Source organism: Bacillus sp. 1NLA3E (genome assembly GCF_000242895.2).
GTDB lineage: Bacteria > Bacillota > Bacilli > Bacillales > Cytobacillaceae > Bacillus_BU.
This window is the reverse complement of the sequence record NC_021171.1, coordinates 4,209,680-4,228,249: the sequence shown is the minus strand read 5'-3', so window position 1 is coordinate 4,228,249 and position 18,570 is coordinate 4,209,680. Positions and strand designations below refer to the sequence as shown.

The following is an 18,570-nucleotide window of genomic DNA, read 5'->3' as shown; positions in this document are numbered from 1 at the left end:
TCGAGAAGGTTGGTTGATTCACAGACTAGAAAAGGTTGGCGGAGATCGGCATGGTTACGGTATACGGGTTTATTTTATAAAAAAAGGGGAGTTACTGGGGTGAAGAAGCGGATTTTGGTGGTTGAGGATGAGACTCAGATTGCGCGAGTGTTAAAGCTTGAGCTTGAATATGAGGGTTATGAGGTTGAGTTGGCTTATAATGGGCGGTCTGGGTTGGAGCGGGCGTTGTCTGATGAGTTTGATTTGATTCTGCTGGATGTGATGTTGCCGGAGTTAAATGGGATGGAAGTGCTACGGCGTTTGCGCAAGACATACAGCGCACTGCCAGTGATTTTGTTGACGGCACGGGATTCCACCTTTGATAAAGTGAATGGATTGGATCAAGGTGCGAATGATTATATCACGAAGCCGTTTGAGATTGAGGAGTTATTGGCGCGGGTTCGGTCTTGTTTTCGTCAGAAGGCGGTTGTGGATTCGGATGAGGGGTCCTCAGAATTGGCGGTGCGCGATTTAACGCTTGTGTTGGATACCAGGGAAGTAAGGCGGGATAGAGTGTCGATTACGCTCACACCAAAAGAGTATGATTTGTTGATGTATTTGATGATTAATAAAAATAAGGTGGTCACAAGGGAAAACATTCTTTTGCATGTTTGGGGTTATGAGTATGAAGGAGAAACGAATGTTCTCGATGTTTATATTCGGCATTTACGGAAAAAAATCGATGACGATTTTTCCTTTCAGCTCATACAAACCGTTCGTGGGATTGGTTATTCGATTAGGGAGAAGTAACTTAAAATGAAAATTACTACAAAGATTAATTTATTAACGACTGCTTGGCTGCTGTTTATTCTGATTTTGATTAATGTTGCCGTCTATATTTCTTTTATGAAAATGACGGTGAACATGGAGGAAAATGTGTTAATGGAGAAAGCGGAGTCAGTTTTGCACGATTTGGATAAGGGTGCGAGCGCTTCTCAGACAGAAGAGGTTTTGAAAAAATACTTAACGGATCACTCGTTGATTCGGGTTATTTTGCCGAATCAGGAAATTTTGGTAGAGACCACAAATGATCATCATTTAGCAAAATTACATGGTAGATTTGTGTCGAAGCCCGGCTCGGAAAGACGGGTCATTAGAGAAGCGCACGGCGAGGAGCAGGTGTTAATCACTAGGGTTCCGATTATGAATGGGCAAAAGGTTACGGGGACCTTGGAAATTAGCGAGAGCTTGCTTGGGCTTGAGATGCGCAAGGATATTTTATTGTCGATTCTAGTAACATGTACGGTTATCGCCATTGTCCTGTCGTTGCTCGGTGGGCGCTGGATGTCGAAAATAATGATGCGACCAATCTCCAATATGATCAAAACGATGGAGGATATTGAACGCAGTGGGGTACCGAAAAAAATTATCATTCAAAGTGAAACTAAGGACGAGCTTCAGACGATGGCTAGCACCTTTAACAGGATGATTGAGCGCTTGCAGGTGAATATCGAGAAGCAAAAGCAGTTTATTTCCGACGCCTCACACGAAATGAAAACGCCGCTAACCGTGATCAAGAGCTATGCCAATTTGTTGCGTCGTCGCGGGGTTGAGAATAACGAGATCACCAAAGAAGCAATCGACGCGATTTACTCTGAGTCCAACCGAATGCAGCAAATGACGCAAGCATTTCTGGACTTGGCGACTTCGGAAAACGAGCATCAGTTAGATCGAAAACCGATTAATCTTCATTCACTGTGCCAAGATATTCAAAAGCATTTTAAGAAGGTGTACAGCAGGGAAATTTTTCTTCATTATGAACGGGGTAATCCAGTTATCGTGAGCGCTGAGGAGCTTAAGGTAAAACAGGTCATTATCATCCTGCTTGATAATGCCATGAAATATAGCACCGGTAAGATTGATGTTTATGTGGACAAAGGCGAGGAGTTCGCGACTATCCGCGTCAAAGACTACGGAATCGGCATTCCCGAGGGAGAAATCGCCAATATTTTCGAGCGCTTCTATCGGGTCGACAAAGCAAGAAGTCGCGAAACAGGTGGCACTGGCCTAGGTTTATCAATCGCCAAAAACATCATGACCCTGCACAATGGCAATATTTTGATTAAAAGTAAACCAGGAATCGGGACGACCGTTGAATTATTTTTACCTAATTAAGTATTGTAGCGGTACCTAAACACCCGTGTGTGGGTAATAAAAAATGCAAGCAAGCTATTCAATATAGCTTACTTGCCTTTGTGTTAAAAAGTTATTCCAAAATAATATAATGATTATGGGAGACAATTGTGCTCGGAGTGTCAATTTTTAAGAGACTAGCATCATGAGTGCTTATACTGACAACTACACTTTGTTCTTTTACCTTAATGACTTCTCCGATTAAAGTGGACCCATGTCTGTCAAAGCTAATTCTGTTTCCCTCGCTGGCTATTTGTCGCAATTTTTTCCCTGCCCCCAATTGATATTAATCTTTAAAGAGACTAGCAAAAACGGGTCATGCGACCGATTCTTATAGTTTAAAGGGTGAAAAACTATCGAATCGGATAAAACATGAACCATTATTCAAGTATTGCATGCTGACTGTTATTATGTCAATATAATGGTGAACCGATTTTTAAGTTTTGTGACTATTTTGTGAGATGGTGGAGGTGAATGAATGTTAGATCAAGACGGGGGTAATCTTGTTGGCGGTAACCAAACGGCAGATCAAGAAGAAGGCAACCTCGTTGGAGCCTTTCCTTTTGTGCCTCAGCAGGAACGTGCACAGAAGAAAAGACAATCATTGCTTGAAAGTGGTCATTACTTGTTTACCACTAATGGTTATGCGGAAACGACTACGAAGGAAATTGCCGCGCATGCTGTTGTTGCAACGGGAACCTTTTATCGTTATTTTTCAGATAAGCGTCAGCTTTTAATGGCTCTGCTTGAGGATAAATTGGAAAAACTCACTCCACCTGAACCAAATTGGCTCAATGGGGACCCGGTAAAGAAACTGGCCTCGCTTTTAAACATCCATCATCAGCGCGTGGAAGCGTTTGGGCTTCAACATGTGCTTCAGGAATTGTTGCCAAAGGATCCGGAATTGGCGGAGGTCTTAGCCGAGGCAAGACGACAATTGCATAAAAGAATATACCTCGGTTTATTACAAGCTAAAGAAAAGGGCCTTACATGGCAGGATATAGATTTGGATACGGTGGTGTGGTCGCTTCTTGTATTAGTGGAGAAGCTTCCGGAAAATTCGGGGGCTCATTCGGGCACTGCAGTGGATTATCAACAACTCGCTAAGGTGATATGCCGAATGATTTTCCCCCCAGCCGTTTTGGCGGAATTACAGAAAAAGGGTTAATGGACTTAACATTATTTGAATGGAGAGTATTGAATATGGGACTTGCAAATATTGGGTTACCAGGAATCATTGTTATTTTTGTGTTAGGGCTACTAATATTTGGTCCAAAGAAGATTCCGCAATTAGGCTCAGCCGTTGGGCGGATGATGTCTGAATTTAAAAAGGGCATAAAGAAGGATGTTGTGGTCGATCAAGCTAAGAATGAGCAAAAGAGTCTTCCAAAAGCATAGATTAAAAAAATGCAAGTAGACCCTGATTTGGGGGATAGCTTGCATTTTTTTGTGCGTAAGTATCTGTAGCTAGTGGTTCGCTTGCGTTTATCGTGCCCATAGTCATATCGAAAGGGATGGTTTTGATGGAAATTATTGGCTAATGGTCGATAAAAATGGAGAAGCGGTCGATAAAATCCGCAAAGCGGCCGACAAATTTCAAAGAACGGTCGATAAAATAACGATAGCGGCCGATAAATTACGATCAATCAAAAAAACCACTGATTATTCAGCGGTTTCAGCACAAGTCCCTAATCAAATCAATTAGAAATAAAATTACCTAACATAACCCCAAGACCATTTTCCAAAAATCGCCCTAATTTAAGACTTTATCCGCGCCCTTTACCGAGCACTCCTTTGGATTTTCTGTTTGGCAGCATGGTGGAAGATTACTTTTATCTGCCGTCTCTCCACCCATCAACGCACTGCATTTATCGATCATTTGTTGGACTTTGTTATCGATGGCTGCCTTCTGGTCCGCATCAAGAGCACTTGCCAACACCGCGCCGCCCATCCCGAAAAGCATCGACATTAATAATATTGAAAAAATGATTTTTTTCATTGTATTCGCCTCCATAACTTCATTATAGTGGAGAAGAGAAAAGGGATGCTGCACCGGGTATTACAACATTTTGAACAGAAGCAGTCATTTTCAGACGAACACCTCACAATGATACGGAGGTCTGACAATATGCACGTTTTTCAATCTATTCAAAGTTTAATTCAATACGGGTTACAAAGGCATTTACTTGAAACAGAAGATGAGACTTATGTCCGAAATCGGCTGCTTGCCCTTCTTGGAATAGAGGATTGGCAGGAGTGTGACGCAGAAAGTCCATTGCCGCCACTAGCAGTAATTTTAGAAAAAATAGTAGATTGGGCTTTCGAAAGTGGGCGGCTAACATCCAACACCATAACCGAGCGCGACCTTTTTGATACGGAGATCATGAATGGCTTGATGCCAAGGCCTTCGGAAGTGATTCGTGAGTTTTGTCAAAATTACGAGATGAGCCCGAAGGCGGCTACTGATAGATTTTATCAACTTTCGGTTGCCTCCAATTACATTCGGGCAGACCGTATTGCGAAAAATAGAGACTGGAAAGCGGATACTCCATATGGTGCGATCGACATCACGATCAATTTGTCGAAGCCCGAAAAAGATCCAAAAGAAATCGCTCTGTTAAAGGATCTGCCGGCATCAACGTATCCATCCTGTTTATTATGCCGTGAAAATGAGGGCTACAAAGGAACACTTCGCCACCCAGCGAGAGCAACGCATCGGGTGATTCCGGTTACCCTTCATAACGAAGCTTGGTTCTTACAATATTCACCTTACGTCTATTACAAAGAGCATTGTATTGTGTTTCGAAAAGAGCATGTTCCAATGAAAATTACGCGGACCACCTTCGATCGTCTTTTAGACTTTGTTGAGGTCTTTCCACATTATTTTATTGGATCAAATGCCGATTTGCCGATTGTCGGAGGATCGATTTTAGCACATGACCATTTTCAAGGGGGGAACTTCAAGTTTGCGCTGGAGCGGGCTAAAATTGTCGAGACACTTCGTCTAAACGCCTATCCCGATGTAAAAATAGGAATTGTGAACTGGCCGATGTCAGTTATCCGTATCACGGGTTCTTCTAAAGGGGATGTCGCCGAAATTACAGAACGAATTTGGCGCAAATGGTTGGGGTATAGTGATCCAAGCGTCGATATTAAGGCTTTTAGTGGGGAAACACCACATAATACCGTTACGCCGATCGCGCGCCGACGTGGCAATTTTTTTGAAATGGACGTTGTGCTACGAAATAATCGAACCACGGCTGAATTTCCCGATGGCCTATTCCATCCGCACAAACCGCTTCATCATATAAAAAAGGAAAACATCGGCTTAATCGAAGTCATGGGACTGGCAATTTTGCCAGGGCGACTCGCCACCGAGTTACAGCAAATCAAGGAGTACCTTTTACGGCCTGTTGCAAGAAATCAATGGGAGGATTCTCTGCAAAAACATTGGGATTGGTATGTTGAATTATCGCAGAAGTACCCACAGCTTTCCCAGGAGAAGGTAAATGAAATCATTAAAGCTGAGGTCGGCGCCAAATTCCAACAAGTGTTGGAGGATGCCGGTGTGTTTAAGAATACGGAAGAAGGGCGAGCGGCGTTTATGGCATTTTTACAAACAGTGGAGGGAACGACCGGCACTTTATAAAAATAAGGGATAGTGAGGTTTTCACATAAAATTTGCTTTTTATCAACAGTTCCAATATTACCAACTATATAATGCGTTATAATTGATAAAGTGGTTCGCTATTTTAGTAATCATAAGTGTAGATTTCACGGGGGGATATTAATGGGGGTAAGCTTACTATCAATTCTAGCTTTAGGATTTGTACTTGGAATAAAACATGCAATTGAGCCAGACCATGTAATCGCTGTCTCTACAATTGCTAGTCAAAGTAAAAAGTTGTGGCGCTCCTCTTTAGCTGGTGTATTTTGGGGGATCGGCCATACGGCAACCCTATTTATTATTGGGACATTCCTCATTGTCATGAAGGGTGAAATACCAGAAAAATGGGCTATGTCGTTAGAATTTTTAGTAGGGATCATGCTTGTATACCTTGGTGTTACCACCCTCCTTTCATTTAAAAATATCCATTTACATAAGCACGACCATAATGGAGAAGAAGATAAACATAAACATATCCATACCCATGAACATAGTGGGAAACATGAACATAAACACCAACACCACAAAGTTTCTTATTTTAGATCCCTGATGATTGGCCTAGTTCATGGTCTTGCCGGAAGTGGTGCCATGGTTCTTTTAACAATGAGTACTGTAAAAAGTGTTTGGGAAGGGGTAATTTATATCCTTATTTTTGGCACTGGGACAGTCGTGGGAATGCTATTCTTTACGACGATTATCGGGATTCCGTTTGTTTTTAGCGCCAAGAAAATTAGTCTGAATAGAACTCTTACGCAAATTACTGGTGTGGTTAGTACAGTATTTGGGATCTATTATATGTATAACTTAGGGATAACAGAAGGATTGTTCAAACTTTGGATTCAGTAGCGGTTTTCGAGTTAAAACTATAAAAATAGGGGGTCTTGAGTTCATTCTCAGGACCCCCTTTGCTTTGTATCTTCTACCCTAAAAACGATTCATCAAATTTCTGATGACGTACTTTGTTGATCAAGGCTATTCTGTTCTCCGCTTGTTCCTTGACATGTATCAAACATTTCTTTTAATTCTTTGGTTGATAAATCAGGATGCATTTCCTGCATATGCGGTTTCATTTGGCCAAAGTTAAGGATTTCTTTATCTCCAGTACCTGCGGCAAATACTGCTGTCCCTGCCCCTAAGATGAAAGTTGCACATAAAGTCCCAATCGCGATTTTTTTCATTTTTACCACTCCTTTTCATTTCTTAATTAGAGCATATCTCTGAATATTGTAGAATCTATGGATTTTTGGTGGAGAACTAATGAAGTTATCAATTAAAGGGAAAGAAACATTTTTCAATAATTGTATTAAGGAGATTTTGAAAATTATTAAAAATGGTAGGGGTATGATGCCAGGTGACTTAGTTTCAGATGAGGAAGCCAAAATTCTGGTGAATTGGTTAGAGGAGATGAAATGATCTTTTTTGAGACAGTCTTTAAGGGCTGTCTCTTTAATAATTTTTGCCATCTTTAATTTTTGTTAATAAATGTTCACTTTCACCCATCCTTTCTTCATATCATCAACATATCTATTTCATATACTTTATCTATTCTTAATACAAGTAAAGGTAGTGAACTAGATGAGTATAAGAAAGGAACGACTAAAGGTGTACGATATGACCTGTACATCTTGTGAAAAGCGGGTTGAAAGATCCTTAAATAAGCTAAGTGGTTTGTTTAAGGTAAAAGCAAGCTTTAGTGGTCAATTCGCTGATATTGAGTATGAAGATGAGTTATGTAGTTTAAATCAAATTAAATCCGCTATAAAAAGTGCCGGATATACAACTGAAGAGTCAAAAGACTATAAGTTTATAGGAGTTCTCGTAGTAGTAATTGCTGTTGTGTTGCTTGGTATGAATACCGGTGGCTTTGATATGGAAGCAAAACTTACGAATGCCTCGTATGGTGTATTATTTGTAGTCGGGGTTCTAACTTCGATTCATTGTGTTGGCATGTGCGGAGGAATTATGCTTTCACAAAGCTTAAAAAAGGAAAGTAAGAACAAATTTGAGGCGATTAAGCCAGCTATTTTATACAATCTGGGAAGAGTGATATCCTACTCCATCCTTGGTGGAATAGTTGGAGCTATAGGTTCAGTATTTTCTCTTTCCATTACAGCCCAAGCAGGTCTGCAAATATTTGCTGGAGTCTTTATGATTATGATGGGTTTAAACATGGCTGGATTTAGTGCATTCAGAAAGTTTCAAATTAAATTACCAGCTGCGGTTTGTAAAATTCAAAGCAAACCTAAATCGCCGCTTTTTGTAGGATTATTAAATGGATTTATGCCTTGTGGTCCTCTTCAGACAATGCAAATATTTGCGCTAGGAACAGGCAGTGCTTTATCTGGTGCATTTTCTATGTTTATGTTTGCCTTGGGAACAGTCCCGCTTATGCTGACATTTGGAGCGGTTTCGGGTCTTTTAAGTAAAGGGTATACAAAGAAAATTCTTAAATTTAGTGGTGTCCTTATCATGGTTCTTGGACTTATAATGGGCAATCGAGGTTTAGCTCTTGCAGGAATGAACATGAGTCCTAAAGCTGTGATGGCTAAGATCGGCGCATTGGGGACAGGTGATGATGCAGCAGCACCAGCTAATGCAGTTAAAGCATCGATAAAAAATGGGACACAGGTCTTAAACATGACTGTTAGTGGGCAAGGATACACTCCAAACTTTCTTTATGTTCAAAAAGGAATACCTGTTAAGTGGGAGTTAGATGCACAACAACTAACAGGATGTAATAGTACCATCGTTATTCCTTCCTTAAATATCAAACAAAAGCTTGAGAGTGGTAAAAATACGATTGAGTTCACTCCTGGTGATGAAGATTTAAGCTTTAGCTGTTGGATGGGAATGCTTAGTGGAACAATTAAAGTGGTAGATGATCTTAAGTCAGTGTCCACATCTACTAGTAAGTCATCTGGTAGTGATTCTGCTTCTGGTTCAACTAGTGGATCTGCAGCACCTTCACAACCAAGTATTTATGGTGATGATATTAGCAAAGTAGCAACCGATCGATTAGTAAAAAAAGCTCAAGTAACAAATAATGAGCAAACTATAGCGGTAAAAGGGATTGGTTACGAGTTAGAACCACTCATCATGGTTACTAATAAAGGTATCCCAACAAAGCTGTCACTAGATTTAACTGCTTTCGATCAACCTGATGGGAACTTTACAATAAAGGATGCCAATACACAGCAGGTTGTCACCAAGTTTGTAGGCCAGAAGGGAATCGTTGAGGTTGGCTTTACAATCGATAAAGCGGGTTCCTATGGAATATATATAGATGAGAACATCCTTGGAATGATTGACGTGGCAGATGATTTGAACTCGGTGAACCTAGACGAGGTTAGAAGCAAGTATATCCAACAATAAATGAAAAGAGCGTTGATAATGGTTTAAACCATTATCAACGCTCTTTTTTTTCGAATTGGGTTTTAGAGCCCTGCATATCATTATGGGGATAGGAGGTCATAAAAAAAGGCTGTTTTCTAACAGATTGTTGTCTTTAAATGAATTTTGAATTCATTACCGTTGAAAATGAAACTGATTGGAGCGGAAGGTGCTCGACTCCTGCGGGAGCAGCGGGACAGGTGAGACCCCGCAGGAGCGTTAGCGACGAGGAGGCTTACCGCCCGCCCCGCGGAAAGCGAGCACGTGGAGCGGAAATCAGCCTCTCCTCTCATAAATAAATAGCAACAAAGTTTACGAAAACAGACTAAAAAAAAGAAGATTCGACGCATGGCCGAATCTCCTTATTCTTATCTAGCTGGCTTAAACCCTTTCAATCTCAAAGCGTTTAATAAAACTGATACCGAGCTGAAGCTCATGGCTGCAGCTGCAATAATTGGATTTAACAAAGGTCCTCCGAAGAGATAGAGGATACCCATCGCAACTGGAATCCCTAATGTATTGTAACCAAATGCCCAGAATAAGTTTTGTTTGATATTGGAGATCGTTTTTTTACTTAATTGAATCGCAGTTGGTACATCCATTAAATCACTTCTCATCAGAACGATATCAGCTGATTCCATTGCTACATCTGTTCCAGAACCAATCGCGATTCCGATATCTGCCTGAGCGAGAGCGGGGGCATCATTAATCCCGTCACCAACCATCGCGACTTTTCTACCTTCTGCTTGAATCTTCTTAACCTCATTTGCTTTATCATGCGGGAGAACTTCAGCTAAAACTCTATCGATTCCAACCTGCTTTGCAATGGCTTCAGCTGTTCGCTTGTTATCCCCCGTAATCATCGCGACTTCAATCCCCATTTTATGAAGCTGCTCGATTGCCTTCTTACTGTTCTCTTTCACCGTGTCGGCAACAGCAATAATCCCAGCCATTACACCGTCAATGGCAACATACATTGGTGTCTTACCTTCTCCAGCAAGAGTATCAGATACAGTTTGAAGATCTGCTAAGGAGATATTGCTCTCAATCATAAGCTTTCTATTTCCTAGCAAAATATCCTTACCATCAATCTTAACTTCAATTCCATGACCTGGGATTGCCTTAAAGAAATCAAGTTTCTTAAACTCTAATTTACGTTCTTCTGCGCCTCTTACAATCGATTCCCCTAGTGGATGCTCAGAACCTTTTTCAGCGGAAGCTGCTAATTGTAATAGGTATTCTTCCGTGATCGTGCCTGTTACGATAATGTCCGTCACTTTTGGTTTACCCTCAGTAATGGTACCTGTTTTATCAAATACAATCGTTTTGATTTTGTGAGCAGTTTCAAGCGCAACACCACTCTTTATTAAAACACCATGTTCTGCCCCTTTACCGGTCCCAACCATGATAGCTGTTGGAGTTGCCAACCCTAATGCACAAGGACAGGCGATAACGAGGACTGAGATAAAGATTGTTAACGAGAATACGCCTGTTTCTCCCGCAAAGAAATACCATGCCAACGCTCCCGCTATCGCAATCCCGATTACAACTGGAACAAAGTAACCTGAGATGATATCAGCCATTTTAGCAATGGGGGCCTTCGTACCTTGGGCGTCTTCTACTAATTTAATAATTTGAGCTAAGGCAGTATCTTTACCCACTTTAGTCGTTTTATATTTAATTGACCCATTTTTGTTGATACTTGCACCGATAATCTTATCACCGATATTCTTTTCGACCGGCATGCTTTCACCTGTTAGCATCGATTCATCAACAGAGGTCATACCCTCGATTACTTCTCCATCTACAGGCATCTTTTCACCTGGTTTTACGATAATGATATCGCCAACTTCTACCTCATCAATGGAAATTTCGACTTCTTTACCTTCTCGTAAAATGATGGCTGTTTTCGGGGCAAGGCCCATCAGTTTCTTAATTGCTTCAGAAGTTTTACCTTTGGTTACGGCTTCCAAATATTTACCAAGCATGATTAGAGTGATTATTACCCCTGCTGCTTCAAAGTATAAGTCATAGGCATAATCGATATTTCCTCCATAAATCTGGTAGATAGCAAAAATTCCGTATAGGAAGGCAGCGGATGTACCTATGGCTATTAACGAATCCATATTAGGACTTCGACTAATTAATGCTGAAAAACCGACTGTATAAAACTTGTATCCGGCAATCATTGCAGGTAGAACTAATAATAATTGCACAAGCCCAAAGGTTAGCGGGTGAATCATTGGGTCGATAAACTGTGGAAGTTTAAATCCTACTGCATCACCAAACATATGGCCCATCGAAATGGTCAGCAGTGGCACAGTGAAGATTAAGGAAATGATAAACTTTTTCCATAACAGCTTGATTTCTTTTTCTTTTCTCTCTTTATCTGAATCTACAGAAATTTCTTCTTCAAGCGCTTTATAACCAGCTTTTTGGATTGCATTCTTAATATCTGATATTCTAACCTTAGAAGGCTCGAAGCTAATATTCAATTTTTCTGTAGCGTAGTTTACATTCGATTCAATTACGCCATCTAGTTTCGATGTTACTTTTTCAATTCTTTTTGCACATGCCGCACAAGTCATTCCTTCAATTTTAAGTTGCTTATTATTCGATTCGATCATTGCCTCGTATCCAGCTTTTTCAATCTTAGCCTGAATATCGGGAATGGAAACTTTGGTCTCATCAAAATGAATCGTTAGTTTTTCTGTCGCATAATTTACATTTGATTCAAGTACACCCTCTAGCTTACTTGTTACCTTTTCAATTCGCTTAGCACAGGCTGCACAGGTCATTCCACTAATTTTTAGACTCTTTTCCAACTCATTCACCTCAATTTCATAAGTAGTATAACCACCCCTATTTCGAGGGGTGGTTATAAATGAATAACAAATTGATTAGCTCTTTATATCATATATTTTTACGATTTGATCTGGGGTTGCACCCATTCCATCATCATCTTTACTTGCTTCTTTAAAGACCCAACCGCTACCTTCGAGCTTGTCAATATCTAATCCTGCTTTTACAAGTGGTGCAGCTTCAAGTGCAAAGATCATGTCGGCATTATTCAGGCCTAATTTTTCTGTCCACTGAACTTGGTTGCCCTTTCCAAGCTGTAAGCTGAAGTGCTGTAGTTCCTTGTGGTAACTAACCATTTTGTTGTCTTCTTTTAATAATCTTCTCATCGAATCTTCAGACCCATTTGATGCTTGTTTTTTATCAGAGACATTGTAAGGTTTAATCAGTCGGTTAGGTAGATCATTCCCTTTATCGTCTTTAGCAGCAGGCTCATAAAGCCATGCATTTTTATCAAGTTTTTTCACATCTAATCCTGCCTTCACAAGTGGATCCGCTAACATAACCATTGCGAAGTCTGCTTTATTTGCGGACATATCTTTGCTCCACTCAAACTTTTCCCCTGTTGGAAGCAGAAATCCCCAATGTTTAAGAGCTTGATGGAATCCCTTTTTTTCTGGGTAAGCCTTAACAATTTTATTAAATGAATCAAGAGCTTTGTCTGAGTCTTTGTTTCCTGTTACTGGTCGGCTACAACCTGTAAATGCGACCAATAAAGCTGTTGATACAAGCACTGTTGCTAGTTTTTTCTTCAAACTAAATCCAACTCCTTAATGTGAATTACTATCTGACAATATCATAATGAATTGTTATGTAGACTGTATGAAGAAAAAGAGATTTCAAAATTTAGCCACAGGTTCATCCTTGAAGCAGAAACTATTTGCTAAAAAAATATAAGGACGACCCCTACCATCTGGGAAGGTGTCGTCCTAATGTTCATTCGTTTATTATTTTTTTAAAATAAATCTTAACAGTTGTTCCTTTCCCTTCAAAACTATCTACACTTATACTTGCATTGTGAAGCTGTAAGATGTTCTTCACTATCGTTAAGCCAATTCCGGTGCCTTCAATTTGCTGTCTGCTCTTATCTCCTCGGTAAAGACGCTCAAAGATATAAGGTAAATCTTCTTGTTTAATTCCAACACCATTATCAATTACTTCAACTATGATGATTTTATTGTTTGTATATAAATTAATGAGAATTTCGCCATTCGTTTCAGTAAACTTCATCGCATTAGAAAGTAAATTGATAAAAACTTGTTTCAGTTTATCTCTATCTCCTGTAATAAGATAATCTTTGTCAGGTTTAATGAAATACTTAATTTTTATATTTTTATTTTCTGCAGCAATGAAGAAATCTTGGCATATGTCCGTAATCAGTTTATCAAGGAAGATTTTTTCATAATTTAACTTAATACTTTCAGACTCAAATTCTTTTAGTACATTTAAATTATTAATTAATTTACCAAAACGGATTACTTCTTCATTTAGATTATTTAAGCGCTCAGATGTAACTGGAAAAACCCCATCAATCATTGCTTCAAGGTTATTTTGCAACACATTTAGGGGTGTTCTAATCTCATGCGAAATATCAGAGACTAATTTTTTTCGAAGCGAGTCCTGGTAATTAAGTTTTTCAGCGAGTATATTGATGCTTTTGCGAAGCTGTTCTATTTCTTCAATATTACTCTCGGTACTCGATTTTGTGTCAAAATCTCCTTTTGATAAGGCAACGGACATATTGGCAACTTCTCTAATAGGATTTGAAAATTGTTTGGAAAAATAAATGCTTAATAGGATTGTAATAATGAGAGTAAGGATACCACTGGCAACGATGCTTTTATTGATTGAGGATTTAAAGTTCACATCTTCTTCCGATAAAAGTACGGATGAATACTGTCCAATTTCAACAAAGCCTACAATTTTGCCAACTGATTTGATTTTAAAACTTTTTGTGTTATAAACTCCGCTATCCTGCATAGCCATGGACTTTAGGTGCTCCCTATTTTTCAGATCGCTTGGGTCCATCCCCCAGATGATCTTTTTTGTAGAATCCTTTAGCGTTATACAGTAATTACCCATATAGGCTTCGTGCATTAATTCGACTCCGGTATTTTCGGTTAACTTTCCCTCTTGCTTATATACTTCCTCAAAATAAGAAACGATTCTTTCGTAGCGTTTGTCCTGAATATCTTTCATGTAATGGTTAAACTTATTGCTTACATTAATATTCACAAATAACGTTACAAGAAGGATCGAGGCAATTGAGCAGCCGACAAACATGAAACCTAAGCGTTTAGTGATTGATTGCATTTAGCTCTCACCACCAAATTTATAACCGACCTTTAAAACAGTAATCACATAGCTTGGATTCTTTGTATCCTGTTCAATTTTTTTACGAATATTTTTTATATGAACATCAATAGTTCGGTCGTAGCCCGAAAAATCCGCACCGAAAATTTTGTTAATAAGCTGTTCTCTGGATAAAACTTTTCCTTTGCTGGTTACAAGTGTCGATAGGATATCGAACTCATTGGGTGTAAGCGGAATTTCTGTGCCCCGTACTTTGACGATGCGTTTTTCATAATCAATTAATAGGTTTCCATCATTAAAAAGATAATGTGATGAATCGGGTTCAGAGCTTAATCTCCTGAAAAGAGCATTTACTCTTGCGGTCAGTTCTCGCGGACTAAATGGTTTTATCAAATATTCATCTGCACCAATATTTAGTCCCTCGATTCGATCCTCTAAAGCCCCTTTAGCTGTAAGCATAAAAATATGCACATCTGAGTTTTGACGAATGATTTTACAAACTTCTTCTCCACTTATATCCGGAAGCATTAAATCAAGAATGATTAGTTTTATCGCTTCTTTTTTAAAAATATCAATTCCCTTTAAACCTGTGGTCGAGCAATGGACCCGATAGCCATCTTTTTCTAAATACCCTTTTAAAACCTCAGAAACTCTTTCATCATCTTCGATGATTAAAATGTTATTCATTCACTCACCTCATGAAATTCGATTTCAAAAAAATACAAGTGGTTTCGAGTGCTACCCTAGAACCAATAAGTAACCGTATCAAGTATCCCAAGGATAATAAATAAGAATGCTGCTGTTTTCTGAATCATATTACCGATTTTCTTACTCTTTTTCAATAAAGCTCCATCCAAGCCGATAAATGTTACGATCCCAGCAAAAACGAGGACAGGTACCGATGTCCCGATTGCGAATACAGATGGCAAGAATGCTCCATAAGATGAGGTTAATACAATCGGCATTAATGTAAAGAAAAACAAAGCAAACATGGTGGGGCAAAATGCGATTGAAAAGCTTACCCCCATTAAAAATGATCCGAGTTTTCCTTCTCTACTCCGGTTAGGGATCCATTTTGTCAAGGAACCCAACCACCTTAACTTAAATACACCTGCAAGAACAAGGCCGATGATGATAAACAGTGGACCCATTAGTTTTCGGAAGAACGAAAAATAATCCGGCAGCACATCCTGAAAACCGCGTCCTAGAATCCAGACAGCCATACCCAATACCGAGAAGACAACAATCTTCCCCAATACAAAAAATCCAATTTCGGCCCATTGGTTTTTGGTTTGAAGGCTACGGTTTCCATAAAAGGTGATGGCTCCGATATTTCCAGTAAGTTGGCATGGCGCTAAAGCCCCGATAAGACCCAAAATGAGACTAGCTAATATCGGGATTTGTTTTGTATCTTCGATAATGTTAAAAAAAGGACTGCTCAAGACACGGCTTATATCGGAAAGAATTTGATACATAAAGTTCCCTCGCTTAATTTGTTGAGTAAATAAGATTTATTATAAAGAAACAAGTAGAAGAATGTATTGATAGCGTTTTTTTTATCATAACAATATAGGGACATTAGAAACGGTGTATTTGGTACGGATTAATGACAAAGAATAGATTGGCATAGCTTTGTCAAATCTGTTAGATATTTTGCAGTTTCCTAGCAATAAAGCATACCGCAAAATTTTGTAGATTCTATGGATTTTTTATATAAATGTAATGAATTTAATTTTATCCTAAACAATTTAGTTAGTTGCCAAATGAGTAGATTTCTTCATAGTTTCTTTAAAAATTAAGTTTATACTTAATAAAAGTAGGCTCTGTTAAACTAGAATGTTGATTTCCGTTCCAGGCACTCGCTTTCCGCGGGGCGGGCGGTGAGCCTCCTCGGCGCTAAAGCGCCTGTGGGGTCTCACCTGTCCCGCTGCTCCCGCAGGAGTCTTCGTGCCTTCCACTTCAATCAGCATTGTGCAAAAAATCAACATTGAGCTTTAATACAGCCTAAAAGTAAGAAAACACTGCTAAAAGAATCAAGAATTTAAGAGGAAGTTTATCTATATAGAAAACAGGAGTAAAACGCATGAATTTAAGAGTAAGTGGCATATCTTTGAAACTCGGTCTATTATTCAGTTCGGTTTTTCTGACATTAATTTTTATTTTAGAATTGGTTTTGTATGGTGTGTTTATGCACATATTTGTAGATTATGTAACACAGGATTTGCTAGAAAGAGGCAGCAACCACGCAAAAATATTGAGTGAAAATTACAATCAGAATACCATCGACCATGTTATTACAATGGAAAAAGGAGGAAGAACATCCGTTTTAATAACAGATTCAAACAATCAAATTATTGCCTCGTCAGTACATCCCGATAAAGATATGAAAAGTCATCTCCTTAAGCAAGGAAATATGAAAGTCAATAAATTATTAGAGAAAGACTGGAAGCATCATGACTACCTTATCAGCGTAACTACAATCGGTCATAATAAAGGACATTTGTATATGTATTACCCAACAAATATTGTAAGGGAAATTGTTCTCGTATTAAAAATCTTGATTTTACTTACCTTTATCGGAATGATCCTATTGTCATTTGGTTTGATTGGAATCCTTTCTCAAAAGATCACAAGACCACTGTTAATCATGAAAGATGCAACGCAGAAAATGGCAAAAGGGGAGTATAAGCAAAAAATCACAACTAAAGGAAATGATGAGGTTGCCCAACTTGGTCAATCTATTCAGGGGTTAGGAGAAAAGCTTCAAGCTTTTGAGGACTCGAGAAACGATTTTTTAGCTGATGTGTCACATGAACTACGAACGCCATTAACGTATATTAAAGGTTACAGCGATATTCTTAGCAAAGGAATGTATAAGAATAGCATAGAACAAGCTGAGTACACGGCAATTATAAATAAGGAAGCAAACAGGTTATCGTTTCTGTTGAATGATTTATTTGAAATGAGTAAACTCCAGGTTGGGAAATTTGAGCTGTCTATGGAAATGGCAAATATAAATACAATTATAGAAAAAGTAATTATGAATCTAACACCTGCAGCAGTGGAGAAAGGAATTGTCTTGAAAAGAAATCTTGCAAATGACATTCCCGAACTTAATATTGATATCCAAAGAATGGAGCAGGTGCTTTATAATTTGATCGAAAATGCATTGAAATATACCGATAAAGGAGAAATAACCGTTAAGGCTTATCAGGAAAAGGAAACAAAGATCATAGAGATTAGCGATACAGGAATAGGTATTCCTAAACTGGATATTCCATATATTTGGGAACGGTTTTATCGGGTTGATAAATCGAGAACTCGGAATACTGGTGGAAGCGGTTTGGGACTGTTTGTAGTAAAGCAGATTGTTGAGGCTCATGGAGGGAAAATAGAAGTTAACAGTATTGTGGGTATGGGTTCTACATTTAGGATTTATTTTCATACGTAAAAAATGATGGAAGTTTTACAAGATTGGAGATGTATGTATTAAATGGAGAAAGTTTTAATTGTAGACGATGAAATTCAAATGCGAAAATTGATTGAAATATACTTACAGGATCATTATTTAATTGAGGAAGCGGAGAATGGTGAAGAGGCATATCAAAATGTTCTGAAAGACCAATACGGTTTAGTCATTCTTGATGTTATGATGCCTAAAATGGATGGATGGGATACTCTAAAGAAAATAAGAGGAATATCGAATGTTCCTATTATCATGTTAACAGCAAAAGGAACGGTTCAGGATAAAGTGACTGGATTGTCTACTGGCGCTGATGATTATCTAGTAAAACCGTTTGATGGAGCGGAACTAATCGTGAGAGTCCAGGCTTTATTACGAAGAGCAAATAGTCATGTTGAAGAGGAGAAACTCCTCAAATATAAAGGGATATCCATCGATATTGGTGCTCGTGTTGTAAAATATGATGGTCAAATTATTAATCTAACCCAGACAGAATTCGATATCCTTGAATCGTTTATAAATCACAAAGGAAAAGTGTTAACACGTGAACAACTAGTTGAGAGCGTTTGGGGAATAGAATTTATGGGAGAAGATCGAACTGTAGATTCGCATATTAAAAACCTCCGGGAAAAGTTAAAAGCATCTGGAGTTGATAAATCATTTATTAAAACCGTTTGGGGCGTCGGATATAAAGTGGAATAAGGTG

The 18,570-nt window shown here is 38.9% G+C and carries 19 protein-coding genes; 11 read left to right on the top strand and 8 right to left on the bottom strand.

From position 1 onward, the window contains the following. Positions 1 to 99 precede the first annotated feature (99 nt). Positions 100 to 789: a response regulator transcription factor gene (locus tag B1NLA3E_RS20370; protein WP_041580739.1), complete on the top strand. Its 690-nt coding sequence runs from the start codon at positions 100 to 102 to the stop codon at positions 787 to 789. Positions 790 to 795: 6 nt separating this feature from the next. Next, a complete protein-coding gene (locus B1NLA3E_RS20365) occupies positions 796 to 2,154 on the top strand; it encodes a sensor histidine kinase (protein ID WP_015595705.1) in 1,359 nt (452 codons plus the stop codon). Positions 2,155 to 2,245: 91 nt separating this feature from the next. Here B1NLA3E_RS20365 and B1NLA3E_RS26090 read toward each other — a convergent pair whose 3' ends face one another. After that, complete coding sequence (locus B1NLA3E_RS26090; protein ID WP_041580738.1) at positions 2,246 to 2,434, bottom strand: DUF2187 family protein; 189 nt, start codon at positions 2,432 to 2,434, stop codon at positions 2,246 to 2,248. Positions 2,435 to 2,650: 216 nt separating this feature from the next. On the opposite strand from B1NLA3E_RS26090, the gene B1NLA3E_RS20355 reads away from it, so the two are divergent. From B1NLA3E_RS20355 to B1NLA3E_RS25435, 3 genes are all read left to right on the top strand, one after another. Then, the gene (locus B1NLA3E_RS20355; RefSeq protein ID WP_015595704.1) at positions 2,651 to 3,340 is read left to right on the top strand and encodes a TetR/AcrR family transcriptional regulator; all 690 of its coding nucleotides are present in this window, start codon (positions 2,651 to 2,653) and stop codon (positions 3,338 to 3,340) included. 35 nt (positions 3,341 to 3,375) lie between these two features. Continuing rightward, positions 3,376 to 3,570, top strand: a complete 195-nt coding sequence (locus tag B1NLA3E_RS20350; RefSeq protein ID WP_041580737.1) for a twin-arginine translocase TatA/TatE family subunit — start codon at positions 3,376 to 3,378, stop codon at positions 3,568 to 3,570. A 142-nt stretch (positions 3,571 to 3,712) separates the two neighbouring features. Further along, positions 3,713 to 3,877, top strand: coding sequence for a hypothetical protein (locus B1NLA3E_RS25435; protein WP_187292118.1), 165 nt, complete (start codon positions 3,713 to 3,715; stop codon positions 3,875 to 3,877). 48 nt (positions 3,878 to 3,925) lie between these two features. Here B1NLA3E_RS25435 and B1NLA3E_RS20345 read toward each other — a convergent pair whose 3' ends face one another. Then, positions 3,926 to 4,171: a hypothetical protein gene (locus B1NLA3E_RS20345; RefSeq protein ID WP_015595702.1), complete on the bottom strand. Its 246-nt coding sequence runs from the start codon at positions 4,169 to 4,171 to the stop codon at positions 3,926 to 3,928. 129 nt (positions 4,172 to 4,300) lie between these two features. Here B1NLA3E_RS20345 and galT point away from each other — a divergent pair, with 129 nt between their 5' ends. After that, a complete protein-coding gene (galT, locus tag B1NLA3E_RS20340) occupies positions 4,301 to 5,821 on the top strand; it encodes a UDP-glucose--hexose-1-phosphate uridylyltransferase (RefSeq protein WP_041580736.1) in 1,521 nt (506 codons plus the stop codon). Positions 5,822 to 5,962: 141 nt separating this feature from the next. Further along, entirely contained in the window at positions 5,963 to 6,685 is a 723-nt protein-coding gene (locus B1NLA3E_RS20335; protein ID WP_015595700.1) for a HoxN/HupN/NixA family nickel/cobalt transporter, read from the top strand. Between the two features lie 92 nt (positions 6,686 to 6,777). Here B1NLA3E_RS20335 and B1NLA3E_RS20330 read toward each other — a convergent pair whose 3' ends face one another. Next, positions 6,778 to 7,017, bottom strand: coding sequence for a hypothetical protein (locus tag B1NLA3E_RS20330; RefSeq protein WP_015595699.1), 240 nt, complete (start codon positions 7,015 to 7,017; stop codon positions 6,778 to 6,780). Between the two features lie 79 nt (positions 7,018 to 7,096). On the opposite strand from B1NLA3E_RS20330, the gene B1NLA3E_RS25005 reads away from it, so the two are divergent. Both B1NLA3E_RS25005 and B1NLA3E_RS20325 read left to right on the top strand, forming a co-directional pair. Next, positions 7,097 to 7,252, top strand: a complete 156-nt coding sequence (locus B1NLA3E_RS25005) for a c-type cytochrome (RefSeq protein WP_015595698.1) — start codon at positions 7,097 to 7,099, stop codon at positions 7,250 to 7,252. 162 nt (positions 7,253 to 7,414) lie between these two features. Next, positions 7,415 to 9,211, top strand: a complete 1,797-nt coding sequence (locus tag B1NLA3E_RS20325) for an urease accessory protein UreH domain-containing protein (RefSeq protein WP_015595697.1) — start codon at positions 7,415 to 7,417, stop codon at positions 9,209 to 9,211. A gap of 386 nt (positions 9,212 to 9,597) precedes the next feature. Here the strand turns inward: B1NLA3E_RS20325 and B1NLA3E_RS20320 are convergent, their stop codons facing one another. The 5 genes from B1NLA3E_RS20320 to B1NLA3E_RS20300 all read right to left on the bottom strand — a co-directional run bounded on the left by B1NLA3E_RS20320 (position 9,598) and on the right by B1NLA3E_RS20300 (position 15,876). Next, on the bottom strand, positions 9,598 to 12,054 hold the full coding sequence (locus B1NLA3E_RS20320; protein WP_015595696.1) for a heavy metal translocating P-type ATPase: 2,457 nt from the start codon (positions 12,052 to 12,054) through the stop codon (positions 9,598 to 9,600). 75 nt (positions 12,055 to 12,129) lie between these two features. Further along, positions 12,130 to 12,843, bottom strand: a complete 714-nt coding sequence (locus tag B1NLA3E_RS20315) for a hypothetical protein (RefSeq protein WP_015595695.1) — start codon at positions 12,841 to 12,843, stop codon at positions 12,130 to 12,132. 181 nt (positions 12,844 to 13,024) lie between these two features. Beyond that, the gene (locus B1NLA3E_RS20310; protein ID WP_015595694.1) at positions 13,025 to 14,401 is read right to left on the bottom strand and encodes a HAMP domain-containing sensor histidine kinase; all 1,377 of its coding nucleotides are present in this window, start codon (positions 14,399 to 14,401) and stop codon (positions 13,025 to 13,027) included. Continuing rightward, positions 14,402 to 15,088 (bottom strand): response regulator transcription factor, encoded by a 687-nt coding sequence (locus B1NLA3E_RS20305; RefSeq protein WP_015595693.1) that lies wholly within the window; start codon positions 15,086 to 15,088, stop codon positions 14,402 to 14,404. It abuts the gene before it with no gap. A gap of 56 nt (positions 15,089 to 15,144) precedes the next feature. Continuing rightward, entirely contained in the window at positions 15,145 to 15,876 is a 732-nt protein-coding gene (locus B1NLA3E_RS20300) for an urease accessory protein UreH domain-containing protein (RefSeq protein WP_015595692.1), read from the bottom strand. A gap of 608 nt (positions 15,877 to 16,484) precedes the next feature. Here B1NLA3E_RS20300 and B1NLA3E_RS20295 point away from each other — a divergent pair. Both B1NLA3E_RS20295 and B1NLA3E_RS20290 read left to right on the top strand, forming a co-directional pair. Beyond that, positions 16,485 to 17,852: a HAMP domain-containing sensor histidine kinase gene (locus B1NLA3E_RS20295; RefSeq protein WP_015595691.1), complete on the top strand. Its 1,368-nt coding sequence runs from the start codon at positions 16,485 to 16,487 to the stop codon at positions 17,850 to 17,852. A 42-nt stretch (positions 17,853 to 17,894) separates the two neighbouring features. Next, complete coding sequence (locus tag B1NLA3E_RS20290; protein WP_015595690.1) at positions 17,895 to 18,566, top strand: response regulator transcription factor; 672 nt, start codon at positions 17,895 to 17,897, stop codon at positions 18,564 to 18,566. The last annotated feature ends 4 nt before the right edge of the window (positions 18,567 to 18,570 follow it).

Coding starts and splice junctions, on each gene's coding strand:
- B1NLA3E_RS20330 (WP_015595699.1), bottom strand. CDS start 7,017: ATGAAAAAAATCGCGATTGGGACTTTATGTGCAACTTTCATCTTAGGG.
- B1NLA3E_RS20305 (WP_015595693.1), bottom strand. CDS start 15,088: ATGAATAACATTTTAATCATCGAAGATGATGAAAGAGTTTCTGAGGTT.
- B1NLA3E_RS20345 (WP_015595702.1), bottom strand. CDS start 4,171: ATGAAAAAAATCATTTTTTCAATATTATTAATGTCGATGCTTTTCGGG.
- B1NLA3E_RS20290 (WP_015595690.1), top strand. CDS start 17,895: ATGGAGAAAGTTTTAATTGTAGACGATGAAATTCAAATGCGAAAATTG.
- galT (WP_041580736.1), top strand. CDS start 4,301: ATGCACGTTTTTCAATCTATTCAAAGTTTAATTCAATACGGGTTACAA.
- B1NLA3E_RS20325 (WP_015595697.1), top strand. CDS start 7,415: ATGAGTATAAGAAAGGAACGACTAAAGGTGTACGATATGACCTGTACA.
- B1NLA3E_RS25435 (WP_187292118.1), top strand. CDS start 3,713: ATGGTCGATAAAAATGGAGAAGCGGTCGATAAAATCCGCAAAGCGGCC.
- B1NLA3E_RS25005 (WP_015595698.1), top strand. CDS start 7,097: ATGAAGTTATCAATTAAAGGGAAAGAAACATTTTTCAATAATTGTATT.
- B1NLA3E_RS20350 (WP_041580737.1), top strand. CDS start 3,376: ATGGGACTTGCAAATATTGGGTTACCAGGAATCATTGTTATTTTTGTG.
- B1NLA3E_RS20335 (WP_015595700.1), top strand. CDS start 5,963: ATGGGGGTAAGCTTACTATCAATTCTAGCTTTAGGATTTGTACTTGGA.
- B1NLA3E_RS20310 (WP_015595694.1), bottom strand. CDS start 14,401: ATGCAATCAATCACTAAACGCTTAGGTTTCATGTTTGTCGGCTGCTCA.
- B1NLA3E_RS20295 (WP_015595691.1), top strand. CDS start 16,485: ATGAATTTAAGAGTAAGTGGCATATCTTTGAAACTCGGTCTATTATTC.
- B1NLA3E_RS20355 (WP_015595704.1), top strand. CDS start 2,651: ATGTTAGATCAAGACGGGGGTAATCTTGTTGGCGGTAACCAAACGGCA.
- B1NLA3E_RS20300 (WP_015595692.1), bottom strand. CDS start 15,876: ATGTATCAAATTCTTTCCGATATAAGCCGTGTCTTGAGCAGTCCTTTT.
- B1NLA3E_RS20365 (WP_015595705.1), top strand. CDS start 796: ATGAAAATTACTACAAAGATTAATTTATTAACGACTGCTTGGCTGCTG.